The organism is Halomicrococcus gelatinilyticus (assembly GCA_024227995.1).
Taxonomy (GTDB): domain Archaea; phylum Halobacteriota; class Halobacteria; order Halobacteriales; family Haladaptataceae; genus Halomicrococcus; species Halomicrococcus gelatinilyticus.
Genome location: CP100465.1, coordinates 337,564 through 363,969 on the forward strand (window position 1 = coordinate 337,564; position 26,406 = coordinate 363,969).

The 26,406-nt window shown below is 68.2% G+C and carries 30 protein-coding genes; 17 read left to right on the top strand and 13 right to left on the bottom strand.

Features of this window, described 5'->3' with window-relative positions:
* The first annotated feature begins 109 nt into the window (after window positions 1–109).
* From NKT36_RS01770 to NKT36_RS01785, 4 genes are all read left to right on the top strand, one after another.
* The gene (locus tag NKT36_RS01770; protein WP_327052233.1) at window positions 110–544 is read left to right on the top strand and encodes a hypothetical protein; all 435 of its coding nucleotides are present in this window, start codon (window positions 110–112) and stop codon (window positions 542–544) included.
* Between the two features lie 484 nt (window positions 545–1,028).
* Window positions 1,029–1,205 carry a hypothetical protein gene (locus NKT36_RS01775; protein WP_327052234.1) on the top strand — a complete coding sequence of 59 codons (177 nt, stop codon included), beginning with the start codon at window positions 1,029–1,031 and terminating at the stop codon, window positions 1,203–1,205.
* Between the two features lie 73 nt (window positions 1,206–1,278).
* On the top strand, window positions 1,279–2,013 hold the full coding sequence (gene psmB / locus NKT36_RS01780) for an archaeal proteasome endopeptidase complex subunit beta (protein WP_407652193.1): 735 nt from the start codon (window positions 1,279–1,281) through the stop codon (window positions 2,011–2,013).
* Window positions 2,014–2,156: 143 nt separating this feature from the next.
* Window positions 2,157–2,366 (top strand): ribbon-helix-helix domain-containing protein, encoded by a 210-nt coding sequence (locus tag NKT36_RS01785; RefSeq protein ID WP_327052236.1) that lies wholly within the window; start codon window positions 2,157–2,159, stop codon window positions 2,364–2,366.
* 12 nt (window positions 2,367–2,378) lie between these two features.
* On the opposite strand, the gene NKT36_RS01790 is transcribed toward NKT36_RS01785, so the two are convergent.
* Window positions 2,379–2,789, bottom strand: a complete 411-nt coding sequence (locus NKT36_RS01790) for a hypothetical protein (RefSeq protein ID WP_327052237.1) — start codon at window positions 2,787–2,789, stop codon at window positions 2,379–2,381.
* A 181-nt stretch (window positions 2,790–2,970) separates the two neighbouring features.
* Here NKT36_RS01790 and NKT36_RS01795 point away from each other — a divergent pair, with 181 nt between their 5' ends.
* The gene (locus tag NKT36_RS01795; RefSeq protein ID WP_327052238.1) at window positions 2,971–3,102 is read left to right on the top strand and encodes a DUF7503 family protein; all 132 of its coding nucleotides are present in this window, start codon (window positions 2,971–2,973) and stop codon (window positions 3,100–3,102) included.
* A gap of 2 nt (window positions 3,103–3,104) precedes the next feature.
* Here the strand turns inward: NKT36_RS01795 and NKT36_RS01800 are convergent, their stop codons facing one another.
* Window positions 3,105–5,162 (bottom strand): hypothetical protein, encoded by a 2,058-nt coding sequence (locus NKT36_RS01800; RefSeq protein WP_327052239.1) that lies wholly within the window; start codon window positions 5,160–5,162, stop codon window positions 3,105–3,107.
* A gap of 97 nt (window positions 5,163–5,259) precedes the next feature.
* Window positions 5,260–5,937, bottom strand: coding sequence for a hypothetical protein (locus NKT36_RS01805; protein ID WP_327052240.1), 678 nt, complete (start codon window positions 5,935–5,937; stop codon window positions 5,260–5,262).
* Between the two features lie 238 nt (window positions 5,938–6,175).
* Between NKT36_RS01805 and NKT36_RS01810 the strand changes: the two genes are divergently transcribed.
* The 3 genes from NKT36_RS01810 (at window position 6,176) to NKT36_RS01820 (ending at window position 9,550) form a co-directional block, all read left to right on the top strand.
* Window positions 6,176–7,999, top strand: coding sequence for an acetyl-CoA carboxylase biotin carboxylase subunit (locus tag NKT36_RS01810; protein WP_327052241.1), 1,824 nt, complete (start codon window positions 6,176–6,178; stop codon window positions 7,997–7,999).
* Window positions 8,000–8,210: 211 nt separating this feature from the next.
* Window positions 8,211–8,558, top strand: a complete 348-nt coding sequence (locus tag NKT36_RS01815; protein WP_327052242.1) for a DUF7344 domain-containing protein — start codon at window positions 8,211–8,213, stop codon at window positions 8,556–8,558.
* A gap of 50 nt (window positions 8,559–8,608) precedes the next feature.
* Window positions 8,609–9,550 carry a biotin--[acetyl-CoA-carboxylase] ligase gene (locus NKT36_RS01820; protein WP_327052243.1) on the top strand — a complete coding sequence of 314 codons (942 nt, stop codon included), beginning with the start codon at window positions 8,609–8,611 and terminating at the stop codon, window positions 9,548–9,550.
* 55 nt (window positions 9,551–9,605) lie between these two features.
* Here the strand turns inward: NKT36_RS01820 and NKT36_RS01825 are convergent, their stop codons facing one another.
* Both NKT36_RS01825 and NKT36_RS01830 read right to left on the bottom strand, forming a co-directional pair.
* Window positions 9,606–10,091: a universal stress protein gene (locus NKT36_RS01825; protein WP_327052244.1), complete on the bottom strand. Its 486-nt coding sequence runs from the start codon at window positions 10,089–10,091 to the stop codon at window positions 9,606–9,608.
* Window positions 10,092–10,173: 82 nt separating this feature from the next.
* A complete protein-coding gene (locus tag NKT36_RS01830; protein ID WP_327052245.1) occupies window positions 10,174–11,187 on the bottom strand; it encodes an amidohydrolase family protein in 1,014 nt (337 codons plus the stop codon).
* Window positions 11,188–11,595: 408 nt separating this feature from the next.
* Here NKT36_RS01830 and NKT36_RS01835 point away from each other — a divergent pair, with 408 nt between their 5' ends.
* Window positions 11,596–12,417, top strand: coding sequence for a class I SAM-dependent methyltransferase (locus NKT36_RS01835; RefSeq protein ID WP_327052246.1), 822 nt, complete (start codon window positions 11,596–11,598; stop codon window positions 12,415–12,417).
* A 9-nt stretch (window positions 12,418–12,426) separates the two neighbouring features.
* Here the strand turns inward: NKT36_RS01835 and NKT36_RS01840 are convergent, their stop codons facing one another.
* The 5 genes from NKT36_RS01840 to NKT36_RS01860 form a co-directional block, all read right to left on the bottom strand.
* On the bottom strand, window positions 12,427–13,071 hold the full coding sequence (locus NKT36_RS01840; RefSeq protein ID WP_407652194.1) for a glycerophosphodiester phosphodiesterase: 645 nt from the start codon (window positions 13,069–13,071) through the stop codon (window positions 12,427–12,429).
* 291 nt (window positions 13,072–13,362) lie between these two features.
* On the bottom strand, window positions 13,363–14,055 hold the full coding sequence (locus NKT36_RS01845) for an NTP transferase domain-containing protein (protein ID WP_327052248.1): 693 nt from the start codon (window positions 14,053–14,055) through the stop codon (window positions 13,363–13,365).
* Complete coding sequence (locus NKT36_RS01850; protein WP_327052249.1) at window positions 14,043–15,035, bottom strand: CDP-glycerol glycerophosphotransferase family protein; 993 nt, start codon at window positions 15,033–15,035, stop codon at window positions 14,043–14,045. Before NKT36_RS01850 ends, NKT36_RS01845 begins: the two co-directional genes overlap by 13 nt.
* Before the next feature lie 171 nt (window positions 15,036–15,206).
* A complete protein-coding gene (locus NKT36_RS01855) occupies window positions 15,207–15,476 on the bottom strand; it encodes an acc operon protein (protein WP_327052250.1) in 270 nt (89 codons plus the stop codon).
* Window positions 15,457–17,001 carry an acyl-CoA carboxylase subunit beta gene (locus NKT36_RS01860; protein ID WP_407652224.1) on the bottom strand — a complete coding sequence of 515 codons (1,545 nt, stop codon included), beginning with the start codon at window positions 16,999–17,001 and terminating at the stop codon, window positions 15,457–15,459. Before NKT36_RS01860 ends, NKT36_RS01855 begins: the two co-directional genes overlap by 20 nt.
* Window positions 17,002–17,207: 206 nt before the next feature.
* Here NKT36_RS01860 and NKT36_RS01865 point away from each other — a divergent pair, with 206 nt between their 5' ends.
* Entirely contained in the window at window positions 17,208–18,389 is a 1,182-nt protein-coding gene (locus NKT36_RS01865) for a redox-regulated ATPase YchF (RefSeq protein ID WP_327052252.1), read from the top strand.
* A gap of 189 nt (window positions 18,390–18,578) precedes the next feature.
* Complete coding sequence (locus NKT36_RS01870; protein ID WP_327052253.1) at window positions 18,579–19,604, top strand: sodium:phosphate symporter; 1,026 nt, start codon at window positions 18,579–18,581, stop codon at window positions 19,602–19,604.
* A gap of 91 nt (window positions 19,605–19,695) precedes the next feature.
* Here NKT36_RS01870 and NKT36_RS01875 read toward each other — a convergent pair whose 3' ends face one another.
* Window positions 19,696–20,586, bottom strand: coding sequence for an alpha/beta fold hydrolase (locus NKT36_RS01875; RefSeq protein ID WP_327052254.1), 891 nt, complete (start codon window positions 20,584–20,586; stop codon window positions 19,696–19,698).
* Between the two features lie 112 nt (window positions 20,587–20,698).
* Between NKT36_RS01875 and NKT36_RS01880 the strand changes: the two genes are divergently transcribed.
* The 6 genes from NKT36_RS01880 (at window position 20,699) to NKT36_RS01905 (ending at window position 22,923) form a co-directional block, all read left to right on the top strand.
* Window positions 20,699–21,082 (top strand): hypothetical protein, encoded by a 384-nt coding sequence (locus tag NKT36_RS01880; protein WP_327052255.1) that lies wholly within the window; start codon window positions 20,699–20,701, stop codon window positions 21,080–21,082.
* Window positions 21,079–21,549 (top strand): hypothetical protein, encoded by a 471-nt coding sequence (locus NKT36_RS01885; protein ID WP_327052256.1) that lies wholly within the window; start codon window positions 21,079–21,081, stop codon window positions 21,547–21,549. The genes NKT36_RS01880 and NKT36_RS01885 overlap by 4 nt, the downstream gene beginning before the upstream one ends.
* A gap of 59 nt (window positions 21,550–21,608) precedes the next feature.
* Window positions 21,609–21,878 (top strand): ubiquitin-like small modifier protein 1, encoded by a 270-nt coding sequence (locus NKT36_RS01890; RefSeq protein ID WP_327052257.1) that lies wholly within the window; start codon window positions 21,609–21,611, stop codon window positions 21,876–21,878.
* Window positions 21,879–22,133: a hypothetical protein gene (locus NKT36_RS01895; protein WP_327052258.1), complete on the top strand. Its 255-nt coding sequence runs from the start codon at window positions 21,879–21,881 to the stop codon at window positions 22,131–22,133. It begins immediately after the preceding gene.
* A gap of 6 nt (window positions 22,134–22,139) precedes the next feature.
* Window positions 22,140–22,523, top strand: a complete 384-nt coding sequence (locus tag NKT36_RS01900) for a hypothetical protein (protein ID WP_327052259.1) — start codon at window positions 22,140–22,142, stop codon at window positions 22,521–22,523.
* A gap of 136 nt (window positions 22,524–22,659) precedes the next feature.
* Window positions 22,660–22,923, top strand: coding sequence for a hypothetical protein (locus NKT36_RS01905; protein WP_327052260.1), 264 nt, complete (start codon window positions 22,660–22,662; stop codon window positions 22,921–22,923).
* Between the two features lie 12 nt (window positions 22,924–22,935).
* Here the strand turns inward: NKT36_RS01905 and NKT36_RS01910 are convergent, their stop codons facing one another.
* Window positions 22,936–24,153 carry a trans-sulfuration enzyme family protein gene (locus tag NKT36_RS01910; protein ID WP_327052261.1) on the bottom strand — a complete coding sequence of 406 codons (1,218 nt, stop codon included), beginning with the start codon at window positions 24,151–24,153 and terminating at the stop codon, window positions 22,936–22,938.
* Between the two features lie 264 nt (window positions 24,154–24,417).
* Entirely contained in the window at window positions 24,418–26,349 is a 1,932-nt protein-coding gene (locus NKT36_RS01915) for an aldehyde ferredoxin oxidoreductase family protein (protein WP_327052262.1), read from the bottom strand.
* Window positions 26,350–26,406: the final 57 nt, after the last annotated feature.

The window sequence follows — 26,406 nt, forward strand, 5'->3', positions numbered from 1 at the left end:
TCGGTCGTCGACCCGAACACCGGTTTCGGACGGCGTACGATGTGCTACCGTTCTCACCACCCGGGAACGGGGTGGCGACTATATTGAGTCGGCGAGCGTCCGCTCTAATATGAACCGAACCGCCAGAATAATCGTATCGCTGCTGGCCGGGATTGCCGCCGCGCTGGTAACGCTGGTGGGACTCACCGAACTGCTCGGTCCGTACGTGTGGTCGTCGCTGATGGTGAGCGGTCCGGTCGCCGTCGTCACCGGTGTCCTCTCTGCGGTACTCGCGTTCGGACTTCTGCAGTACCGCGAGGAGATGCGTGGCGGTGGCGCGTCGGATGGAACCACGGCAGTGCTCGGTGGACTCGTCGTCGGAGTCGTCGCTTTCGGCCTTGCCGGGGTAGCCGTCACGCTCGCACTCGGTGCGTTCTCGGTCTCGCTGTTCGCTGCGACGCTGGTCGTCGGGATTCCCGCGGGCCTTCTCACCGGAGTCGTCGGAGCGGTGACCCTCGCGTGGTACGTCGGCAGGCGAGACGATCGGAGGGGACCCGTCGCGTGAACGCGCCGAGGTCTCTCGGCGACAAACGATGACCACCGGCGTCTGCGGACTGCGACGAGACCGGTGACCGCAACCACCGTCTACTCCTGCTGATTGCCAGGATACTCTTCCATTCCGTGCAGAAACACCCCGCCCGCACCCTGTCGTCGCCCACTGTCGTTCTCGACGCACGCGAGGACGCGAATTTGCGACCGAACCGTCAGGCCGGTCGAGAGCACGGAAACGGGCGTCCACGGATGGCGCAAAGTGCGGTCGACGCCGCGCACGAGAAGCCGATTATCATCATAAGTTATGCGTACGCCCGAAGTTGGAAACCCGATGCCTATCTCGAGAGCGGCAGAAGACCTCGCGCTGTTGACTCTAGCGCAACCGAGATTGAATCGCAGTACGGCGGCGACCCATTCCGACATCAACGAACGTTATGGAATGGAGGTGGCAGTAACGTTTTTATACTGGGGTGGCAGAGGGACTGGCGAGGTTTCCGATGTTAGCACCCGTTCGACGTGCGACACTGTTCGCCCTGTACCAGATTAGCGTCCTGACCGGCATCGCCCTGCTGCCGATTGCGCTGGTCGCCCGGCAGCTCGGCGTACCGCTTCCGATCCACCGGGTGGTGGAGTCGCTGCAGCGCGCATACGAGACGACCGCCGAGAGCGCGTAAGGTCGCGGCACCCGAACCGAACGAGGTTCGTGAAGGGTTGCTTTTATCAGTGCTGCCGGACTACGTTCGGGCAATGCCTACGCCAATGAACGGTTCCGACTTCTCGCGAAATCTCGACCGCTTCGACAGTGGTGCGACCAACCCCTACGAGCCGGAGATCGGCTCGCTCCCCGAGAACAACGTCTCGCAGGACGAACTCGACAACGTGAACAAGACCGGAACGACGACCATCGGGCTGGCGACGACCGACGGCGTCGTGATGGCGACCGACATGCGCGCCAGCCTCGGCGGCCGGTTCGTCTCGAACAAGAACGTCCAGAAGGTCGAGCAGATTCACCCGAACGCCGCCTTGACGATGGCCGGGTCGGTCGGCGGTGCGCAGTCGTTCATCCGGACGATGCGCATCGAGTCGAACCTCTACGAAGCCCGCCGCGGCGAGCACATGAGCATGCAGGCGCTCTCGACGCTCGCGGGTAATCTCCTCCGCGGCGGTCCGTTCTTCATCGTCTCGCCCATCCTCGGCGGTATCGACGAGGAAGGCCACCACGTCTACAGCATCGACCCGGCCGGCGGCGTCATGGCCGACGACTACACCGTGACCGGCAGCGGGATGCAGGTCGCCTACGGACTCCTCGAACAGGAGTACGCCGAGGACCTGACCAACGAGGAGGGGATGCAGGTGGCGGCCCGCGGCATCCGGAACGCCGCGGAGCGCGACACGGGCAGCGGTAACGGCGTCTTCCTCGCGGAGATCACCGAGGAAGGCGTCGAGATCGAGGGCCACAAGGACTTCGACGAGGTCCTGTAACCGGCGCGTTTCTCTGGAACCATCTCGGTCGCTCCGCGTACGGGCGACCATCTCCCGTATCGATTCTCCGACCGTCCAGCCGTGAGCTCTGCGCAGGGGCCGGCTTGGAAAGGTCTAACCGACAGGCGGTCCTCCGTGTAGCCATGACGGACTACACGACCGTGTCCATCCCGAAGGACCTCGCCGACCGCGTCGAGGAGACGATCGAGGGAACGAGCTTCTCCAGTACGAGCGACCTGGTCCGCTTTCTCCTCCGCAGCATCGTCATCCAGCACCAGAAGCAGGGCAAGCTCACGGACGCCGAGTTCGACGAGATAACCGACCAACTCCAGGAACTCGGCTACCTGGAGTAGTCACCGCGGCGTTCAGAGCAGTTCCTGGGGCGGTTCGGCGTCGAAGACGTCGAGCGACTGCCGGCGGCCCGAACGGTTGAACGCCGCGATGGAGTCGTCGTCCCACGGCGGAACCGCCACCAGCACCGCCTCGTGGAGGTCGTCGGTCCGCGACACCGCCAGGGCTCCCTGTGGGTGGGAGACGAACCGTCCCTGGGTCTGGCCGGCCGGGATGGAGAGGTCGACTCCGAACACGGCGCGGACGGACTGTCCCGCGTCCGGCGGATAGAAGTGGGTGAACACCGGCGTCTCCGGTGGCAGGTCGACGTCCCCGTGGAGTTCGCCCGCGGGGGTGACCGAAAGCGAAATGGTCACCTTCTCCGGTTCGGCCTTCGCCGCGAACTCCAGTAGTGCCTCGACCAGGCCGCGGGTAGCGTAGACCACGGAGCGACGTTCGTGTCGACGGATGATAACACCGTCGCCGGAATCGAGGCCGTTCGGGCCGAATCGGCCCGCCGTCAGTTGGTTCGTTCGGAGAAACGGATTACGCTAACGTATTTTTACTTGCATACATGTATAATTTATATAGAAAAATTGAAATTTGTTGGTCTGTTACACACACTCGATGGCAGAAAACGACCTCGGCACGTACCTGGCAGAGAACCCCCGAATGATCGGCGCGCTGTTCACGATGATGCTGCTGCTGTCGCAGGCAGGAAGTGCGGCAGCGATGTACTCTAGGACTGTTGGTCCGTAAGCCTAAAACTCGTCGACGGCGTCGCTCCAGACGAACTCTCCATCGAACAACAGCGGCATAACTTCTAACATGAGGTGTTGGCGCAATTCGTCACGTGTCAACGTATACGTTTCGAGAGTTCCTGATGAGAGGTAGCACTTTTCGGTCGGTCCGACCTTCGGTGTGACGAAGCTCCCAAGTCCACCTTCACTGGAGACGAAACTCCGTGGTGTTAGCTCGAACTCGGCTTCGGATATTGTTTCAATCTCCACCAGCACTGGGATAACACTCTCTGATTGCACGACGTCCAGGTTTCCGTCCCCGACGACGAGATACTGCTCGCCGACGATGCTGCGGTCCTGGGCGACGTTCAGCGCGGCGCGTAGCGGGAATCCGCGGTTGAGCAGTCGCGCCATCGCCTTGCCGACGCGGACGGCACCGCTGTTGACGACGTCGTTCAGCGTGACGACGCCGCCGACGGCACCGCCCTCGATGAGCGCGGTGCCCTGCTCGTAGGACTGGCAGGCGTTCAGGAAGAACGACTCGACGCCGACCGAGTCGAGCGCCCTGGCGTCGAGGTAGCCGTCCACGCACTCGATGCCGTTCTCGTCGATGTGGCCGATGTAGTGGAAGAACTGCGTGTCCGCCGCGAGCGCGTCGCGCAACTCGTCGGTCGTCAGTTCGTGGCGGACCGTCACGTCGAACGGAAGCGTCTCGCGAGACCCGTACACCTCGTCAGCGACGGTCCGTTCCTCGTCCATCGCGCGGTCGTTGCAGACGACCGTGATGTCTATCTCGCCGTCGCCGGGCGTCCGCTCGAGGCGGTTCCGGAACGCCTCCGCGGTGGCCTTGTGTGCACCGACCGGCGTGTCGTCACCGACCCAGAGCTGGTCCAGCGAATCGGTCGATTCGGGTTCGACCAGCGACCGGTTCGTCGGCGACGATTCCGACGCGCTCCGGGTGAAATCGCCGCTCCGCGCGAACTCGTCGCTGGACGGCGCAGGTGCGTTCGACGCCGACGTGTCGGTCGCCGACGGCGTGCGGACGACGGCGAGGTCGTCCACGACGAAGGGGAGCGTCTCGACGTTCCCAGGGTCAGGAGCGACGCGAGCCGACAACTGCCACTCGGGGACGTGGGGTTCCAGCAGGGCGTACGACACGTCGAGGTACGCGGCCAGTCGCTCGGCGAGCGGTGCGTCGTAGAGCGCGGCGAAGTCGAGGTCGACGAGCGGTTCGACCTCCCGGCGTTCGTGCAGGTCGACGGGATAGTAGCCCTCGGTGCGGGTCACGCAGTCGAGGAGGAAGGTCCCCTTGAGGACGCGCTCGACCTCCGTCTCGAAGCCGTGTGCGGAGTCCAGGGGGTGCTCGTACCCGTCGGCGACGAGCTTCGGTGCGTTGCCGGGAACGACCTCGGCACCGAGGTAGTAGGCCAGCGGCGCGACCGGGTAGACGTGGCCGAGGCTCGGCGGAACCTCGACGCGGACGCCGGTGTCCGGTGGCGAAAGTCCGTCCGGAATCCGGAGTTCGTCGCCGAGTTCGACGGCAGGAGGGTGCCCCCGGAGCGTGGGGAACGACCGCTCGGGACTCGTCGTCTTCAGTGCGGACCCGAACGTCGAGATGGCGGCCATCACGTCGCCGGGGTCCTGCGTCGTCGTCACCGTCGCCGGCGGGCGTCGCTGGTGGGAGCGCCCGCCGATCAGCACCTCGGCGTCGTCGTCGAACGACAGCTCGACGCCGTCGAACGCCGCCGAGACGGTGACCGCGCTCTCGACCCTGAGGTAGAGCTTCACCGGCGTGCAGAGTTCGACGCTGTACGTGGCCGACTGCAGTTCGTGTCGACTCCCGCACTCGGCGCTCGCGACCATCTCGCCCGCGTCGTTGCGCACGTACACCGACGCCGCGGTCGGGAGCGTGACCGCGTCCGTCCGGACCGCGACCGCCCCGTCGACCGGGAACGTGAACGCGTCGGCGTCGGCCGGCGTGGGGTCGACACCGCCCGGTACGGCGAGGGTGGTGGTTCGTCGTTCGACCGGGTCGACGACGTCGATACCCGCCTCGCTGGGTTCGAACGAGAGCGTCACTCGTTCACCCCCCAGAGATGATAGTTCGAGAAACGACGAACGGAGTCCATAGGAGCTTTATTCCCGCTACGTGCCAAAAAACTATCGACGCTCGGAACTAAATCGGGGCAAGCTCCCTGACGATGTTCGCGTACAACGCCGGCGAGCGCCGTCTGGACTCCCGGAGCGCCTCCGTGAGCGCACCGGTCGCGTCGTCGAAGACGCCCGCGCCGTGCCCCACGAGCACGCGCTCCGGCGTCAGCCCCCGAAGCTCGCCCGGCGGGAGTAGCCGTATCATCGGGTGGACGCCCAGACGTTCGCGTGCGGTCCGGAAGTACGACGCCGTGCCGACCGACTCGGGGACGACCAGCGTCCGCTCGGAGTCGTCGTACAGCGCCGCCTCCTGCCACGCCGGGTTGTCGAACAGCTTCAGGACGCGGAAACCGGTGCCGGCGAGCGTGTCCGTGAAGCGCCTGACGGCGACCCCCGCGTCGGGGGTCCGGCGCACCCACGTCGGCAGGTAGACCGGCACCCCGTGTCGATCGGCGATCTCGGCGGCGTCGCGCATGTGGCGGTCGAGGAGGACGACGACCCCGGTCACGTCCCCGAACTCGGCGAAGAGGTCGTCGATGCCGGGCGCGTCGACCGGATCGACGACCCACACGTCCCCGTCGACCGCGAGGGCGTGGCTGGCCCGCTGCATCGTCTCGTCCGGATGCGCCATCCAGCCGACGCCGCCGTCCCAGCGGTCGATCTCCCTGAAGTCCCTCGCGGGAGCGGTCTCTTTGAATCCCATATCCGGTTCTCCGTCGCCGTGCCAATAAATCGACGGGGCCGAGGAGGACGCGGACGGGTCGCTTGCTCCGGGAGTCGACGCGGCCAGCAACGGCGGACACCGTTCTTCGTCGCCGTTCGGTCCGTCTCCCTCCGTCGACCGTTCGGTCCACCTCCCTCGTCAACCGTTCGTTACGGTGCAGGTGACCATCCTTGAACCGATAGAATGAGGTAACCGACTCGACTACTCACCCGCAAGAATGTTCGACAAGGTTCTCGTCGCGAACCGCGGGGAGATCGCCGTTCGGGTGATGCGCGCGTGCGAAGAACTCGGAATCGACACCGTCGCCGTGTACAGCGAGGCCGACAGCGACTCGGGCCACGTCCGCTACGCGGACGAGGCGTACAACGTCGGTCCGGCGCGCGCGGCGGACTCCTACCTGGACCACGAGGCCATCCTCGACGCGGGACGGAAGGCCGGCGCGGACGCCATCCATCCGGGCTACGGGTTCCTCGCCGAGAACGCGGAGTTCGCGGGGAAGGTCGAGGACAGCGACATGGTGTGGATCGGCCCGTCCGCGGCGTCCATGGAGCAGCTCGGCGAGAAGACGAAGGCCCGCAAGACGATGCGGGAGGCCGACGTCCCCATCGTCCCCGGGACGACCGACCCCGTCGAGGACCCCGAGGAGATCCGTGCCTTCGGCGAGGAACACGGCTACCCCGTCGCCATCAAGGCCGAGGGCGGCGGCGGCGGTCGCGGCATGAAGATCGTCCGCGAGCCGGACGAGGCCGAGGACCAGCTCGAGTCCGCCCAGCGCGAGGGCGAGGCCTACTTCGACAACGCCAACGTCTACCTCGAACGCTACCTGGAGAACCCGCGCCACATCGAGGTCCAGATCGTCGCAGACCACCACGGGAACGTCCGCCACCTCGGCGAGCGCGACTGCTCGCTGCAGCGCCGCCACCAGAAGGTCATCGAAGAAGGACCGAGCCCGGCGCTCACCGACGAACTGCGCGAACAGATCGGCGAGGCGGCCCGCCGCGGTGCGGAGGCCGCCGGCTACCAGAACGCCGGCACCTTCGAGTTCCTCGTCGAGGACGAGGGCCGCGACGACGGCGAACTGCTCGGCGTCGACGCCGACTTCTACTTCCTCGAGGTGAACACGCGCATCCAGGTCGAGCACACCGTCACCGAGGAGCTGACGGACATCGACATCGTGAAGTGGCAGCTTCGGGTCGCTGCCGGCGAGGAACTCGACTTCTCCCAAAGCGACGTCGACCTGGAGGGGCACGCGATGGAGTTCCGCATCAACGCCGAGAACGCCGCGGAGGACTTCGCGCCCGCGACCGGCGGCAAGCTGACGACCTACGACCCGCCGGGCGGTATCGGCGTGCGCCTCGACGACGCGCTTCGCCAGGGCGACGATCTGGTCACCGACTACGACTCGATGGTCGCGAAGCTCATCGTCCACGGTGCCGACCGCGAGGAGTGTATCACGCGGTCCCAGCGCGCGCTCGCCGAGTACGACGTCGAGGGCATCCCGACCATCATCCCCTTCCACCGCCTCATGCTCGAAGACGACGAGTTCGTCGCGGGCACGCACACGACGAAGTACCTCGACCACCACCTCGACCAGGACCGCATCGCGGAGGCCCAGGAGAAGTGGGGCACCGACAGCGAGTCGGCGACCGACGAGGATGAGGTCGTCGAGCGGGAGTTCACCGTCGAGGTCAACGGCAAGCGCTTCGACGTGAACCTCGAGGAGCGCGGCGCGGCCGCCATCCCGACGGCGTCGGCGGACGCTGGCGGCCAGAAGCCCCAGCCCGCGGGCGGCGACGGCGGCGGTAGCGAGACCGTCGTCGAGGCCGACGGCGAGCAGATCACCGCCGAGATGCAGGGTACCATCCTCGACGTGAAGGTCGACGAGGGTGACGAGATCGCGGCCGGTGACGTGGTCTGTGTCCTCGAGGCCATGAAGATGGAGAACGACGTTGTCGCCGACCGCGGCGGCACGGTCAGCCAGATCGCGATCGGCGAGGGCGACAGCGTCGACATGGGCGACGTGCTCGTCGTCCTGGAGTAAGGCGGCACAGTCTCGTCTCGTTCTGCGATCCGTTTCGCGATACCGCGCCCCGGATTCGACGGTCTGTGTCTGGCCGTCGCTCCCCCGGCCGGGCACCGCTCCGACGACCCTTCCTCGTTAGGGACAATCGATATTCCACCGATACACCTAGGTCGACCCGTCCGCCGCCCGGCCACGAGCGGGTCGTGGATCGCCGCGGCGGGAGAACATCATGACACGCTGCACTGCCGACGACGACCGTACGACCGTCCAGACAAACGATTGGACGTCCATCGACGATGCGATGGAAGTACTCGGTACCTGGCAACGGCGAGCGCTGCTCGCAGAACTGTTCGACGTCCGCACGGCGACCGTCGACGAACTCGTCGAGGCTCTCGCGGCGACGGGGCCACGGGAACGGACCGGTCGGGACGAAATCCGGATACGGCTGCTTCACGCGGACCTCCCGAAACTGGCCGCCGCCGGCATCGTCCGGCTCGACAGGGACGACGCGACCGTGGCGCTTGTCGGCGAACAGCGACGCGTCCGGCACCTGCTCGACGGAATACCCTGGCGCTGAGCAGGCGACAGAGCGGGCCATTCTTGGTCGCCGTCCACCAAGGCCCGCGCATGAACGACACGCGCAGCGCCATCCTCGACGCGCTGGCCGACGGCCCGGTCTCGGGGCCCGCCCTCGCCGACCGACTCGACGTCTCGCGGAACGCCGTGTGGAAACACGTGGAGGCGCTCCGGGAGGCAGGGTTCGAGGTCGAAAGCAGCGAGGCGGGCTACCGCCTCGCGGGCGTCCCCGAGTACAGCGGCCCCGCCGTCGAGTACGGACTCGACGCGCCGTTCTCGGTGGAGTACCACGACGCCATCGGAAGCACGAACGACCGCGCTCGCGAACTCGCGGCGGAGGGCGCGACCGACGTCGCCGTGCTAGCGGACGAACAGACCGGCGGCCGAGGGCGTCTCGACCGCAAGTGGGAGGGTCCGAGCGGCGGCGTCTACGTGAGTCTCCTCGTCCGCCCCGACGTGCCGCCCGCACACGCGCCCCTGCTGACGCTCGCCGGCGCCGTCGCCGTGACCCGCGCCGCCCGCGAGGCCGGCGTCGACGCCGAGATAAAGTGGCCGAACGACGTCGTCGTCGCGGACGAGTCCACCGAGCGCGGCGGCCGGAAGCTCACCGGCATCCTCACCGAGATGGAGGGCGAGGCCGACCGCGTCACGTGGGTCATCGTCGGCATCGGGGTGAACGCCAACGTCCCGAGCGAGCGACTCCCCGCCGACGCGACGAGCGTCCAGGCCGAGGTCGGCCCGGTCGACCGTCGCGCGTTCGTCCAGCGCCTGCTGGAGACGTTCGACGAACTCCGCGCGGACCCCGACGCCATCCTCCCGGCGTGGCGCGAGCACGCCGCGACGCTGGGCCAACAGGTCCGCGTGGAGACGCCCGACGGCACCGTCGAGGGCGAGGCAGTCGACGTGGCGGTGCCCGGCGCGCTCGTCGTCGACACCGACGACGGCCGGGTCCGCGTGCACGCGGGCGACTGCGACCACCTGCGACCCGCGTGAACCAGGCGCTGGCGGGTCGTCGGCCCCGAGTCCGCACCGACCGCGAGAAGCCGAGTTACGAACGACCCCGCGCCTCGCCGGCGGCGTCGGCTGCCGGCTGGCTCTCCTCGTCGCCGACGTTGACGGTGAGCACCGGAACCGAGCAGCCGCGGACGACGCGCTCGGCGACGCTCCCCATGAGGAGGCGATCGAGGCCGTCGCGGCCGTGCGTCCCCATCACGACGAGGTCGCAGCTCTCACGCTCTGCGTAGCGGACGATCTCCTTGCTCGGCGGTCCTTCGACGATTGACGTCTCCACGGCGACGTCGTACGGGTCGGCGGCGGCCACCACGGCGTCGAGCGCCCCCTCGCCCTCCTCGCGGAGCACCTCGCTCACGTCCTCCCACGAGGTCTCCATGGGGAGCCCAGCGAACGTCGACGTGTTGACGACGTAGACCGCGTGCATCTCCGCGTCGTGCGTCTCGGCGAGTTCGCCGGCGTGGTCGACGACGCGTTTCGTCTCCGACGTCCCGTCGGTCGGCACGAGGATGCGGTCGTACATTGGAACGTTATCATATCGCACGACCTGCCCTCGCTTAACGTTTTGGAAGGGCCGCGTGACGGACTCCGTCGACGAAGAGCACCTACAGGACGACCTCTTTCACGTCGTTCGCACCGGCGCGGCGAACGACCGCCCGGACCACGTCCTGACTGTTCGAGAGGTTGTCCGAGTCGCCGTCGAGCACGAGCAGTTTCGCGTCGCGGCCGGGTTCGACGGTGCCGCAGTTCAGGTCGGCGACCGCGGCGCCGTTGCGCGTCGCCATCCGCAGCACCTCGGTGGCGGACGCGTCGGTGAGCTTCGAGGCGAACTCCATCTCGCGGAACATCGACGGACTGTTCAGCATCACGTTGTCCGTCCCGAGAGCGACCGTCGTCCGGTCGAGCAACTCGCGCACGGGCGGGACGCCGACGTCGGTCACGAGGTTCGACCGGGGACAGACGACCACGGGCACCTCGCTGTCCTCGATGCGGTCGAGGTGGAGGGGTTCGGGGTGGACGACGTGGACGAGGAAGTCCGGCGAGAGGTCCAGCGCCGGGTTGATGTCGCTGGGGTCGGCCTCGCCGGCGTGGATGCCGAACAGCTTCCCGGCGCGCTCGGTCGCGTTGCGCTCCGTGGAGAACTCGGCGTCGTTCGCGCCGCTCGCGCCGAAGCCGTCCGACGCCTCCATCGCCTCGACCGTCTCGCGGCCGAGGATGACGGGGTCGACGTCCAGCCCCTCGACCGCCTCCCGGAGCGCGTACACCCCTTCGACGCCCCCTTCGCGGAACTCGACGAACGAGGCAGTGCCGGTCGCCTGCATCTGGCGGGCCGACCGGCGGATGGCGGCGATCTTCTCCTCGCGCGACGCCGCCCGGAGGAGGCGGTGTTTCAGGCCGTCCGGCGGCGCGACCAGTTCCTCCAGCGAGAGGCCCTCCCCGGCCTCCTTGGCGATGGAGTCGCCAACGTGCGTGTGCGCGTTGACGAACGCCGGCAGGACGACGTCGTCCGACTCGACCGACGTCTCCTCCACCGTCTGTATCTCCCCGTCCTCGACCACCACGCGACCCTCGACCGGCTCGAACCGGGGGCCGCGAAGTATCGTGCCCTCCACGAGCATGCTCGACAGTTGTCAGCAGCGGGTCTTGAAACCCACCATCCGGCACCGCTCGACGCACGTCCGACAGCGCGACCCGGAATCCGATGCACGACGGGGCGGTGACCGGGACCTGAACCTTTTTTACGTCCGGCCAGAACTTTCCAGTCGTGCTGCTGACGGCTCCACCCCACGCTGGTCACCCACATCACGGACCAGCGACCGCTTCTCGACGGGTGGAGCCCCGGACGTAGGCCGTTTGGACGGCGTCGGTCGGAGTGAATCCCGTCGCCTCGCGAACCGTGCGCCGACTGCGCCTTCCCGAACACAGCCACAGATGCGATCACAGACGCGACGAGACCGACGAAGCGCCAGCACAGTAACGCGACGGACGACCGACACGCACCGGACGACCACCGCGGAGGCGGGCCGATGACCGACCTGGACCCCAGGGAGTACTACGACGAGTTCGCGGAGGGCGAGTGGGAGCGTCTCGACCGCGACCCCGTCACCCGCATGGAGTTCGAGAACACGGTCGACTACCTGGACCGCTACCTGCCCGACGCCGGTCGGGTGCTCGACGCCGGCGGCGGCGCGGGTCGCTACGCCTGCTGGCTCGCCGAGCGCGGGTACGACGTGACGCTCGTCGACCTCTCGTCGGAGCAGGTGGCCATCGCCCGCGAGAAGGCCGACGAGCGCGGTCTCGTCGACCGCGTGACGGCCGAGCGGGGCGACGTTCGCGACCTCGACTTCGACGACGACGGATTCGACGCGGTCTGCTGTCTCGGCGGCCCCCTCTCGCACGTCGTCGACGACGTCGAGCGCGCGACGGCGACGGCGGAACTCCGACGGGTCGCCCGCGACGGCGCGCCCGTCTTCGTCTCCGTCATCGGTCGCCTCGCCATGCTCCGGGACGTCGTGAAGTTCGACCTGGAGCGGTCGTCGGGCCTGCTCGCGCCCATCGCCGAGGACGGCGACTACACCGCGGAGCGCGTCGAGCGCCACGCCGACGGCGAGGGGTGGGCGGAGTGCCACGGCTTCCGCGCCGACGAGTTCGAGGCCGAACTGACAGCCGCCGGCCTCGCGGTCGAACGGCTGGTCGGCCTCGAAACCGTCGCCAGCAGGATGAAACGCGAACTCGCAGACGCCGACCCCGACGCCGTCGCTGACGTGCGAGCGGTCGTCGAGCTGCTTCGGGAGGACCGCGCCGCCGTCGACTGGTCGGAGCACATCCTGGCGGTGGCGCGAGCCTGAGCGCCGGCGTCAGTCGGCCGCGATCGGCTCCAGTTCCTCGGTGGCCCGCGGCCAGTCGTCGGCCGTTGCGCCGTCGACGCCCGCCGCGCGCAGTCGCTCGAACGTCTCGTCGTCGTCGGCCGCCCAGGCGACCACGTCCATCCCCGCCGCGTGGGCGGCGTCGACGACGTCCGTCTCCAGGCAGAGCGTCGAGTGCGGGTGGAGCGTGTCGCAGCCGAGCGCGACCGCGGTCGCCAGGCCGGTCTCGACGCCGACCGACTCGCCGAACAGGTACCCCAGCGGGAGTTCCGGATTCCGGTCCCGGACCTCGGCGAGCGCCGACGGCAGGAAGGAGGTGACGCGAGCGTCGACGTCGGCGGCGGCGATGGCCGCTACGGCGTCGGCTGCCACCCCCAGCTGTTTGAGTTCGACCTGGACGCTCACGTCCGACGGGATCGCCGCGAGCGCCTCCGACAACCGGGGGATCCGTTCGCCCGACTCGAGCACCTCCAGCGACCGGAGGCGGTCCCAGTCCATCGCAGCGACCGACCCCGTCCCGTCGGTCACGCGGTCGACCGTCTCGTCGTGGAAGACGACCAGTTCGCCCGTCCGACAGCGGCGGACGTCCAGTTCGACCGCAGGAAAGCGACGCGACGACTTCCGTACGGCACGCACTGTGTTCTCCGGATGTTGCCCCGCACACCCTCGATGGGCTATGAGATCCATTCCTCGCAGAGCACGCAGAGTCGGGGACTGTTAAAACCATCTATTTCCCCACAGGCGTCGGCACGAACGCCACGACTGACCCGCAGTATCCGTGGCTTTCGGGCCGTCCGCCGTAGCTTTCGAGCCGTTCGTCGGACGTACGCGCGTCGAGGGCCCGGTAACGAGCGGTTACCGTCGCCGACGCTGGCGGTAATCGTCGACGGAACGGCAGGTGGCCGTCGAGGCGACGCCGCGTCGGCGCTACCGGGCCGTGTCGCGTTCGCCGGGCTGCGCCAGCGGGAATCGCTCGCGCGCCCTGGCGAGGTCGGGCGGTCGATTGATCTCGACGTGCCGGTTCGGCGAGACGGTGACCCGCTTGGTCGGCGTCTCGGGGTACACGTGTGGGTACCAGTCGTCCGAGTTGTCGGCGAGGACGTCGAGTGCAGCGTCGCGGTGACGGCGACTGACGATGCCGACGCCGGCGTGGCGGTGACCGGGGATCATCCCGTAGTCGACGACGTTGTTCGCCCCGTCGCACTGGATGGCAGTGTGCTCGTCCTGGACGCCGGGGAAGCAGCCGACGACGTTGAATCCGCCGTCGAACAGCCGATAGCGATCGACCAGTCGGTCGAGCAGCCCCGGCTCGACGACGACGTCGCCGTTCAGCACGAGGACGTCGTCGTCGACGCGTGCGAGTGCCCGCCGCAGCGACTCGGCGTTCTCGTAGTCGGACCAGCGCTCGAACACCACCGGGTCGGCCGTCGAGAGGTCGTCGATCACGTTCTCGTACTTGTACCCGAGGACGATGGTGATACCGTCGACGTGCTCCGTGAGCACGTCGCGCTGCCGGTCGTACAGCGTCCGTCCGCCGACCTCGAGGAACGCCTTGGGCACGTCCTCCGTGACGTCGCCCATCCGGCTTCCACAGCCCGCCGCGAGGATCACTGCGCGCATCTCGTTACCTCCGCGGCAGCGCGTTCGCCGGCCCGACCGTCCATCGGGATGCCGAGGTGCTCCCTGAACGCGGCCTCGCGCTCGGCGACGGCCGACGGGTAGCCGTTCTCGTACAGGTCGTCGACGGTGCCGAGGTCGAGGTCGGCTGCCGTCGTCACGAGGCCGATCTCCGGAACGTCAGCGTCGTCCGTGGCGATGTCGGCGAACTGGACGAGCGGCCGGCCGGTGTGGAGCCACTCCGTGACGATGCCGGAGTAGTCGGAGAGCAGCAGGTCCGACGCCAGTACGCTCTCTCGCGGCGTCGAGTCGTCGTCGAACGCGACGTTCGACACGTCGGCGATGCGGTCGCGACACTTGCTGGTGAGCGACCGGCCCGGTTCCTCCTTCCTGTCCATCGGGTGCGGTCGGAAGAGGAGTTCGTAGTCGGTGTCCTCGAACAGGTCGAGCACCGGTTCCGCCGTCGAGAGGTAGGACCCGCTGCCGTAGTTGTGGTTGGTCGGCGCGTACAGGACGCGACGGTCCCGCGGCGAGTCGGCGTCCACGAGGTCGTCGGCCTCCGGGATGCCGACGACGCGCACCGCCACGTCGTCGGGGAACGCCTCGCGGTAGCGATGCGCCCATCGGTCGCCTGGCGCGAGTGCCACGTCGACGGTGTGTCCGACGTGCTCGACCGTCGTCTCCACCTCGCCGCGCCCGATGGACGCCCCGTGGCGGACGTGGACGAGGGGGTACTCCCCGTGGAACGACAGCTCCCCCATCTTGAACCGGTGATTGTACACGACGACGCTCGGGTCTACCTCGCGGACGCTCTCGTCGACCGCGCCGATGTCGTCGACGACGACTTCGGGGATGTCGTCGCAACAGCCCACCGCTTCGGGCCGGACCGGAACGTACGCCGACTCGACAGTTACGTGCCTATCTATCGATTCGAACGTCTTGCGCATGAACGCGCGTTCGATGACGTAGAGTACCTCTACCATGTTTCTCCCCCACTCCTGACGCCGGAAACGAACGCGTCTCACTGCGCTGTCGAGAGACGCAGACGGTATTCAGAAGCCTTCAACCGTACTTCGCCAAAGTACTTAGCCGTGACCCCCAGATTTCTGGCACGAACGCGCCGGGGTCGCCAGAGAACTGCCGGCCGAGACGGGTCAGAACCGGGAGGCGCGACCCGCCGCGCTCCACGGGTCGGTCGGCGCGTCCGTGGGGACGCGCACGTCGCGGTTCTGCAGGCGCGCGACCTTGCCCGCGAACCCCCAGCGGTCGCCCTGCCAGGTCTCGGCTTCCTCCCCCGCCGCCGCAGCCGCGGCCGACTGGGCGCTGAGGTGGGCGCTGACGGCGGCGGCGATGGCAGCCGCCTCCTCGTCGGTGGCGTCGTCGGGGATGGAGAGGTCGAACCCCTCAGAGCGGGATGTTGCCATGTTTCTTCTCGGGCTGAGACTTCCGCTTCGTTTCGAGCATCTCCAGGTCGTCGATGAGACGCGGTCGGGTCTCCTTCGGCTCGATGACGTCGTCGACGAACCCGCGGTCCGCGGCGGTGTAGGGGTTGGCGAACTCGTCGCGGTACTCGTCGATGAGCTCCTCGCGGCGCGCGTCGGGGTCGTCGGCCTCCGCGAGTTCGTCGCTGTAGAGGACGTTGACCGCGCCCTTCGGCCCCATCACGGCGATCTCGGCCGTCGGCCACGCGTAGTTGACGTCGGCGCCGATGTGCTTGGACGCCATCACGTCGTAGGCCCCGCCGTACGCCTTCCGGGTGATGACGGTGAGCAGCGGAACGGTCGCCTCTGAGAACGCGTAGAGGAGCTTCGCGCCGTGGCGGATGATGCCGCCGTGCTCCTGGTCGGTCCCGGGCATGAAGCCGGGCACGTCGACGAACGTGAGGATGGGGATGTTGAACGAGTCACAGAAGCGGACGAACCGCGACCCCTTCTCGGAGGACTCGATGTCGAGCGTGCCGGCGTTCACCCGCGGCTGGTTGGCGACGATGCCGACGCTCTTGCCGTCGAGTCGCGCGAAGCCGACGACGATGTTCTTCGCGTACCCCTCCTGCACCTCGAAGAAGGAGTCCTCGTCGACGACGCCCTCGATGACCCGGGCCATGTCGTACGGCTTCCGGGGCTGGTCCGGGACGACGGACTCCAGTTCTTCGTCGCGGCGCTCGGGGTCGTCCCACGGCTCGACGGCCGGCGGGTCCTCGACGTTGTTCTGCGGGAGGTAGGAGAGCAGGCGGCGGATGTCGTCCAGCGCCTCCTCCTCGCTGTCCTCGGCGAAGTGCGCGACCCCGCTCGTGCTCGTGTGAGTGGTCGCGCCGCCGAGTTCCTCGAAGGTCACCTCCTCGCCCGTGACCGTCTCGATGACGTCCGGGCCGGTGATGAACATGTGGCTGGTGTCTTTCACCATGAAGGTGAAGTCCGTGATGGCGGGGCTGTACACCGCGCCGCCAGCACACGGTCCCATGATGGCGGAAATCTGGGGGACGACGCCGGAGGCCTGCTGGTTGCGGTGGAAGATGTCGGCGTAGCCAGCCAGCGAGGCGACGCCCTCCTGGATGCGCGCGCCGGCGGAGTCGTTGAGACCGACGATGGGGGCGCCGACCTCCATCGCGCGGTCCATCACCTTCGTCACCTTCTCGGCGAACACCTCGCCGAGCGACCCGCCGAAGACGGTGAAGTCGTGGGCGAAGACGAACACTTTCCGGCCGTTGACCTCGCCGTAGCCGGTGACGACGCCGTCGCCGTACACCTGCTTTTCCTCCATGCCGAAGTTGTGGCTCCGGTGGGTGCGGAGCTGGTCGAACTCGTTGAACGTGCCGTCGTCGAGGAAGTAGTCGATGCGCTCGCGCGCAGTCATCTTCCCGCGTTCGTGTTGCTTCTCGATGCGCTCCTCGCCGCCGCCCTTCTCGGCCTCCTCGCGCTTCTCTCGCAGGTCGTCGATGCGGTCGTCCATCGTCATGCTCGATGTTCCCTCCGCTCGGTACTCATTGAGCGACTGCAGTACGACGGGCGGGAAAAGGTTTCCTAAACCGGGGTTACTGACGGCACCGGCGAGCGGTTCCACGACGCGCCGTCGCGCCGGAATCGACCGCGGAGGACCCGCCTGGCGACTCGCTGCGGACCGAAAGGCAGTTCCCCGAAAGGACGGTATCACGACGCATGATTTCCATCGCGCTGGCGGGCAAGCCCAACGCGGGCAAGTCCACGTTCTACAAGGCGGCGACGATGGCCGACGTGGACGTGGCGAACTACCCGTTCACGACCATCGACGCCAACCGCGGGGTGAGCTCCGTCAGGACGAAGTGTCCCTGCCTGGAGTTGGACGAGCGCTGCGGCAACGACGCGTGCCACGACGGCAAGCGCTACGTCCCCGTGGAACTGCTCGACGTGGCCGGCCTCGTCCCGGGCGCCCACGAGGGGCGCGGCCTCGGCAACCAGTTCCTCGACGAACTGACGAACGCGGACGTCATCCTCAACGTCGTCGACGCGTCAGGCGCGACCGACGCCGAGGGCGAACCCGTCGAGGTCGGCACCTACGACCCCGTCGACGAGGTCGACTTCATCGAGGAGCAGATGGACATGTGGCTGGCGGGCATCGTCGACCGCAACTGGGAGACCGTCGAGCGCCAGTCGCGCTCGCCCGGGTTCGACATCGACGACGCGCTCGCGGAGATGCTGACGGGCTTCGGCGCGACGGAAGCGGACGTGGCCGCCAGCCTCCGCGACCTCGACTACCCCGACAACCCCCGCGACTGGACCGACGAGCACCGCGAGGCGCTCGCCCGCGACGTCCGCGCGCGGACGAAGCCGATCGTCCTCGTCGCCAACAAGGCCGACGTCGCGCCCGAGGAGAACGTCGAGCGTCTCGCGGAGACCGGCAAGCCCGTCATCCCCGCGACGGCGGAGGGGGAACTCGCGCTCCGGCAGGCCGTCGAGGCTGGCGCGGTCGAGTACGACCCCGGCGACGACGACTTCGAGGTGGTCGGCGACCTGAGCGCCCAGCAGGAGCAGGGCCTCGAACGCATCCGCGACGTCATGGCGGAGTGGGGCGGGACGGGCGTCCAGCAGGCGATGAATGAGGCCGTCTACGACCTGCTCGACCGCATCACGGCCTACCCCGTCCAGAACGAGTCGAAGTGGACCGACGGCCAGGGCAACGTCCTCCCCGACGCCTTCCTCCTCCCGCGCGGGTCGACGCCGCGCGACCTCGCCTACGCCGTCCACAGCGACATCGGCGACGGCTACCTCCACGCCGTCGACGCGCGGACGAACCGCGAGATCAGCGACTCCCACGAACTGGAGGAGGGCGACGTCGTCAAGATCGTCAGCACGGCGAAGTAACGCCAATCGTCGAAGGAGCCACAGCGTCGGCACGGCGACGGAGCGTCACGGAACGTCGATACTTTCCCGCTTCGACGGGGTCGGTCGAAGGACCACTCCTATGGCCGACCGGGTAGTACCCTTTCCGGGCGTGTTACCTTGGGGACGGTTCCAGAGCAATCGTCGGGGCAGTCGTCGGTCGCACTCTCGGTGAAGGCGATCGCGACGGTCCTGCTGTTCCTGTTCGCGATACGACTGCTCGGCGCCGCGACGGACGCGCTGTCACCGTTCCTCCGGGGAGTACTCCGCGAGGTCGTCGTCGGGGACGTTCCGGCGCTCGGCGTCAGCTGGCTCGCCTCGTACCTCCTCGCCAACGGGTCGGTCGTCGCTGCGCTCGCGCTCTCGCTGTTCGACGCCGACCTCATCGTCACTTCGCAGCTCTACCTGATGATTGTCGGCTCCCGGCTCGGCGCGGCAGCAATCGTCGTCTTCATCGGTGCTTTCGACTACGTCCACGAGGAGCTCGGGACGCTGCGCGAGTCCGTGAGCCTCGGCCTGCTCGCCTTCCTGCTCACCCACTCGATATACCTGCCCGTGCTGGTGCTGGGGTACCTCGTGCTCCCGCTCGTCACGCCGGCGGCGGCCGTCGACCGGGCCGTTCCCGGACCGGAGACGGGCGTCCCCGACGTCCTCTCTGTCGCCACGGGGAGCATCATCGACGGCGTCGGCGCCGGGGCGGCGTTCGCGCTCGCGCTGGGCGCCATCTTCCTGAGCATGCGCTCGTTCGACCGCATCCTCGACGGCGTCGACAAACAGCAGCTTCGGGACCGGTACATCTCCCGCCTCCAGCACAAGTGGACGTCCTTCGTGGTCGGGCTGGTCGTCACCGGGTTCACGACCAGCATCGCGTTCTCGCTCGGCGTCGTCGTCCCGCTGTACAACCGCGGCCACGTCAAGCGGTCGGAGATAATGCCGTACGTCCTCGGTGCGAACATCGGGACGCTCGTCGACACGCTCGTCGTCGCCGTCGCGCTCGACACGCCCGTCGGCGTCACGGTCGTCGCGCTGCTGCTGGTCGTCGGTCTCGTCGTGACGATGCTGGCGCTGCTACTGTACCCACTGTACACCAGCGTCATCGACGCCGTCCAGAGCGAGATCCTCAGCACGGTCGCGTACTTCGTCGCGTTCCTCGTCTCCTTGCTGGTGGTGCCGCTGTTGCTCGTTTTCATCCACTAGAAGTCGCGCGAAACCCGGGTTCTTGCGAGGTCCGTGGTCGCGTTGCAGTCCCGTGACCCACCAGTGCCTGATCGACCCACTTCCGTCTGTGTTAGCGACTCGACAGGAACTCGACGAGCAGTTCGGTGACTCGCTCCGGACGCTCGTTCTGGATCCAGTGGCTCGCGTCCGGGAACCGCTCGACGCGCAGGTCCGGCACCCATTCGTCCAGCCCCTCCGTCAGCGAAACGTCGAGTGCGGGGTCGCGCTCCCCCCAGACCAGCAGCGTGGGGACGTCGACGTCGAGCGACCGGCGGTCGCCGAGGACGGCGCCGAGTTCTCGCCGCAGTTCGCCGCGGAACTGCGCCCGGTAGTAGTTGAGGGCGGACCGCAGCGCGCCCGGACGACAGGCGGCCTCGCGGTACCACCGGAGGTCACGCTCGTCGAACGTCGACGGTGTCGTCGCACTGCCGGCCAGCAGTTCGGCCACACCGGCGCAGTCGAGCGCTCCGAGGAGGGCCTCCGGAAGCCAGGGCAACTGGAAGGCCAGCGCGTACCAGGAGCGACGCCACTGGTCGGGATTCTGCAGGAGTTCGCGGCGGTACGCGCCGGGATGGGGCGCGTTCAGGACGGCGAGGTCCGCGAGGCGGTCCGGATGACGGATGGCGGTCTCCCACGCGACGATGCCGCCCCAGTCGTGGCCGACGACGTGCGCACGCTCGGCGTCGAAACGGTCCAGCAGCCCGACGACGTCGCCGACGAGCTCCGCCAGTCGGTAGGCGTCGACGCCGTGGGGTTTCTCCGAGCGGTTGTACCCCCGCATGTCCGGGGCGACGACGTGGAACCCGGCGTCTGCGAGCGCCGGGACCTGATCGCGCCACGAGTACCAGAACTCGGGGAACCCGTGCAGCAGGACGACGAGCGGGTCCGCCGGGTCGCCCGCCTCGACGTGGTGGAGTCGCACCCCGTTCGCGACGACCTCCCCGTGGGTCCAGTCGGTCATGCCCGCACGGACGACGGGTTGCCGGAAAAGCATTGGCGGTCGACGGGGCGTGACGGTCGTACACAGCTCGGAGGGGCGAGCGTTTTTGAGTGATACGGCCCAAGGACGCCGTATGGAGGAAATCACGCTGTCGATTCCGGAATCGATCGTCACGTCGCTGCCAGAGGACGGCGAGAACGCTGCCCGCGACATGGAGCGCGCCGTCGAGGGCTGGGAGGCGCGCCTGAACCGGCTCCGCGAGGAGACCGAAGACGACGAGGCGGTCGCCGGGGCGGTCGTCGACGTCGTCGAGCGCTTCGAGGAACGCTGGGAGCAGTACGACGACTTCGTCGCGGAACTGCGCGCCTGGGGGCAGTCGCCCATCTACGCGATGGCCTGGCGCGACCTGATGGGCTCGCTCGTCCGCCAGCTGTACGACCACGACGACCTGGCCGACCACATCGACCGCGAGCGGCACGCACGACTCGTCAGCGACGGCATCCGACCCGGAAGATGACCGACGAGTCGTGCGGTGCAGACGACGACGCACCGCTCGCCCGCGTTCGCCGCGCGAAGGCCGCGGAGGTGGCGGACGAGCCGTCGCGTGGCGTCGACGGCGGCGCCGTGGCGGTCGGCCTGGTGGTCGCGCTCGGCGCGAAGCTCGCCGCCGGTCTCGTCACGCTCCTGACGCCGTTCGCCGACGTCCCCGCGCTGGCGAGCACGCTGGTCGTCCCGGTCGGCGGCTACGCGGCAGGCAGGTACGCCGGTGGCGGCCCCGTCCGTCGTGGCGTCCACGGCGTGCTCGTGGCGACGCTCGCGCTGGCACTGACGGCGCTCGGCGCGGTCGCCGTCGCGTGGCAGCGAGCGCTCTCGACCTTCCGTGACACGGTCGTGGCGAACGGTAGCGACGCCGTGCTGGTCGCCACCGCGCTCGCACTCGTCGTCGCGAGCGGCGTCGCGGGCGTCCTCGCGGAGCGGTCGTGAGCACCGGAGGCGACGCACGGCCGAGCGGGATTTATACGCCCGGCGGCCCACGAATCGGTATGGACCTCACGCTGCGGTTCTTCGCCAACTTCCGCGAGGCGGTCGGGCAGAAGACGCTCGAACGCGAGTACCCCGAGGACGCTACCGTCGGCGACGTCCTCCGGACGCTGGTCGCGGAGTACGACCTCGACCTCTACGAGGACGGCGAGATGCGCGAGCAGTTGAGCATCATGAAGAACGGGAAGGACGTGGTCCACCTCGACGGCGAGTCGACGCCGCTGGACGACGGCGACACGCTGGCGGTGTTCCCGCCGGTCGCGGGTGGATAGATGCGACGCGAGAAGTCCTTCCGCGGCATCTCCGAACGGCTGGCCCGGCGGTACCTCCGGAACCTCGGCGGCGAGGAACGACCGGACGGCGACGTCGTCGCCGACGACTGGCGAGCGTCGGTCTCGTCCGAGACGGTCGAGATCGGCCCCAGTCTCACGTTGACCGAGGTCACCGTCGTCTTCGAGGGCGACGAGTCCGCCCTCGACGGCCTGGTCGACGACTTCGCGCAGAAGGCGATGCGAGCAGGGGGGTGACCCCACGTGACCGACGACCCCGCCCATCCGATCGACGGCCAGATCGTGCTGCTGACGGGTGCGAAGGCGAGCGTCCCGCTCGAACGGATCCCGGACCTGCTCGCGCGCGCCCAGACCGACCTCGCCGGTCGGCTGGACGACCACCGCCGGCAGTACGAGTGCGTCCACGAGACCGACGAGCGCGCCACCTTCCTCGTCCCGCTGGGCTACTGGTCGACGGCGGGCGAACGCCTGGGCTTCGGTCGCCGGGAGGCCGACGCGGTCCGGCGGGCCCACGAGCAACAACTGCGCCGCATCGGGCGCGAGAACGGACGCGAGGACGAGTTCGAGACGGCGCTGGAGGTTCGGCAGGTGGCGGTCGTCGGTCGCCGACACGCCGACCCCGCCTGACCGGCCCCGCTCGCCAGCGTCGGTCCGTCGGCCGACGCCCGTCGACGGCCGGTCCGAACCGCGCGGTCGAACGAACGAGCGCTCTTCTGGTCGCGCGAGGACAAGCTACAAGAAAGGCGGGTACGAAGCCTCTCGCATGCGATACGGTCTGGAACTGGGCATCGGGGCCACGGTACTCGGCCTGACGCTCGTCTCCTCGGGACTGTTCGGTCCGGGAATCCACTCCCTCGTGGTCCCGGCCGCGTTGAGCGGCGGGTTCGCGCTGTTCGCCCTCGGTCTCGCGCAGCTGTGGCGCGTCGACGCCTTCGACCCGGAGACCGGCGGGAGCCGCGTCGTTGCCGCGGTCGTCACGCTCGCGGCGTTTGCGGTCGTCGCCGGGGCCGCCGTCTGGGTCCTCTGAACGCGGCCCTCGTCACTCCAGCGCGTCGAGCGCCGAGTCGAGGTCTGCGATGAGGTCGCGGGGGTGCTCGACGCCGGCGGAGACGCGCAGCAAGGAGTCGGTGATGCCGAGTTCCGCCCGTTCCTCCGGCGAGAGCGGCGAGTGGGTCATGCTCGCGGGGTGCTCGATGAGCGACTCGACGCCGCCGAGGCTCACCGCCAGTTCGAACTCGTCGAGACGCGCGACGAACTCCTCGACCGCCGCGAGGTCGCCCGCGAGTTCGAACGACACCACGCCCCCGCCGCCGTCCATCTGGCGCTCGGCGAGGTCGTACTGCGGGTGCGATTCGAGTCCCGGATAGTGGACCGCCTCGACCCGTTCGTGCTCGTCGAGGAACGCCGCGATCTCCGCGGCGTTCGTCTCGTGCTGGCGCATCCGGAGCGGGAGCGTCTTCAGGCCGCGCAGCGTGAGGAAGGCGTCGAACGGCGCGAGCACGTTCCCCATCCCGACCTGCTGGAGGAAGCCGATCTCGGCCGCGACGTCCTCGTCGCTCGTGACCGCGACGCCGCCGAGCGAGTCGCTGTGGCCGTTGAGGTACTTCGTCGTGCTGTGGACGACCACGTCGGCCCCCAGTTCCAGCGGGCGCTGGAAGTACGGGCTGAGGAACGTGTTGTCGACGCCGAGGGTGGCGTCGACGGACTCGGCGACGGACGCGATGGCCTCGATGTCGCAGAGCCGTAGCAGCGGGTTCGTCGGCGTCTCCATCCAGACGAGTTCCGTCTCCTCGCGGACCGCGTCGGAGACGTTCGCCGGGTCGCGTGCGTCGACGAAGTCGACCGCGACGTCGAGGCGATCGCGGAACAGTTCCTTCAGCATCGTGTTCGTCCCGCCGTAGAGGTCGTCGAACGCGACGACGTGGTCGCCGGGTTCGACGGTCGCCATCACGGTCGCGACGATGGCCGACGTGCCGGAGGCGAACGCCATCGCGTGGTCGCCGCCCTCCAGCGCCGCCAGGCGCTTCTCCAGGGCGTTCCGGGTCGGGTTCGCCAGCCGCGTGTAGAGGTACTCGTTGTCGTCCGGGTCCAGGTCCTCCAGGGCGGTGTCGGGGTCGATGCCGTCCACCGCGTACGTCGACGCGAGGTGGATGGGCATCGTCACGTCCCCCGCTCGCTGGTCGTGCGACGGCTGCTCGGCGTGGGTGACGGCGAGCGTCTCGAACCGCGCGTCCGGGTCGCCAGAGGAGTCAGTCATTCCACCGTCCCGTTCGACAGCCTAATTTAGTATCTTTCGATGCGGCAGGTGTTGCCATGCGCCGAGAGAATGGTGGTTCGACACGGATTATCGCGGCACATCTAATAATAAATTTTCCTATATCTGTGACCATATACCAACGTTCCGGGGATGGTATCGTGCGGTCACGGATCGGGGATCTGCTCGCGCGCGCCGCTTCGGTGGATGGTCGAGGCGGTCCTCGTCGGGTACGATCGGGCCGAAAAATCGTCGGAACGGAAGCGCTCAGTCGTCGCCGGACGCCGCCGCGCCGCTGCGGGACACGCCGGTGCCGGGGCCGACCTCGATGCCGAGCTCCTCCAGCTTCTCGTCGGGCACGACACCGTCCTCCCAGTCGCGGACGGAGTAGTACTCCTCCTTCAGTTCGCCGAGTTCGACGAGTTCACCCTCGGAGCCGCCCTTGCCGGGGATGGCCTCGGGGCTCCCCTCGACGAACCGGGCCGGCAGGTCGTCGTCCTCGCCGTCGAAGCCGACGAGGTTGTTGTAGTAGCGTTCGAGGTTGTAGATGCGCTCGCCCGCCTCCATCAGGTCCTCCTCGGAGACGTCGCGGCCGGTCATGCCGTTGTACTGGAGGACGTACTCCTCGATGCCCTCGGCGAAGGCGTTGAACTTGCAGATGTCGAAGCTGTCCGAGATGGCGTGCAGGTCCTGGAAGGTGGCGCAGAGCTCGCCCTTCCCCTCCCACTCGGTGGGTTCGACCTTCTCCGGGATGCCGAGGATCTCGGCGGACGGCGTGTAGCCGCGCAGGTGGCAGGCACCGCGGTTGCTCGTCGCGTAGCCGATGGCCATCCCCTTCATGCTCCGGGGGTCGTAGGCGGCCATCGTCTGGCCCTTCACGTCGAGAGACATCTCGGCGTCGCCGAGCTCCTCGGCTGCGCGCTTCGAGCCCTCGGCGAGCAGGTCCGCGAGGTCGTCCTCGCGGTGGGCGATGCGCTCGATCATCTCCAGCATCGTCTCGGAGTCGCCCCAGTCCATGCCCTCGTCGAGACGGCCCTCCTCGGTGGCCTCCATCGCCATGGCCATCGTGTTACCGGTGTCGATGGTGTCGATGCCCACGTCGTTGCACCGGTCGATCATCGCGGCGATCTTGTCGCGGTCGTCGTTCATCGAGTTCGGGCCGAGCGCCCACGCCGACTCGTACTCGTAGGACTCCATCCGGACGTTCATGTCCTCGCCCTTGTGGTGGACCTGCACCTCGACCTCCTTCTTGCAGGCGACGGGACAGGAGTGACAGGTGGGTTCGTCGACGAGGATGTTCTCGCGAACGTTCTCGCCCGAGACCTTCTCGGCCTCGATGTTCGGCTCGCTGTCGTCGTCCTCGGCCTCGCTGCTCGTGCTCGTGTACTTCGCGTTACGGGTCGGCAGCCCGTCCATCTCCTCCGTGAGGTTCATCAGGACGTTCGTGCCGTACATCGAGAGCCCGCCCTCGTTCGGCGCGGTCACGTCCGACTCCTGGATGGCCTGCATCGCCTGCTGGTGGCCCTCCTGGAAGGTGTCCTGGTCGGCGGGCTGGGGCATCTTCGTCGTCGACTTGACGACGACGGCCTTGAGATTCTTCGACCCCATCACCGCGCCCGTGCCGCCGCGGCCGGAGGCCCGGTCGTCCTCGTTGATGATACAGGCCATCCGGACCTCGTTCTCGCCGCCCGGCCCGATGGCCATCAGCGAGAGGTTCTTGCCGTACGAGCCGTCGACCTCCTCCTCTAGCGTGTCGCGCGTCTCGTGGACGCCCTTCCCCCAGAGGTGGGAGGCGTCGCGGAGTTCGACCTCGCCGTCCTCGACGACGGCGTAGACGGGGTCGTCGGCCTCGCCCTCGAACAGCAGACCGTCGAACCCGGCCCACTTCATGCGAGCGCCGGACCAGCCGCCGTGGTGGGAGTCCGTGACGGTGTTCGTCAGCGGCGACTTCGTCACCACGGCGATGCGACCGCTCATCACCGTCTGGGTGCCCGTGAGCGGACCGTTCATGAACGCCAAAAGGTTGTCCGGACCGAGCGGATCGACGTCCGGCCCCTGGTCGAACACGTACTTTACCCCGAGTCCGCGTGCTCCGATGTACTTCCGCGCGTCGTCGTCGTCGACGCCCTCGTACGCTACCGACCCCTCCGAAAGGTCGACGCGGGCGACGTGGTCTTGGAAACCGCCTAGATCGGTCATGGTAACCTCTATCACTTATATTGGGTCGCAAACAGGATAGTCGTTCCTCTGCGGGAG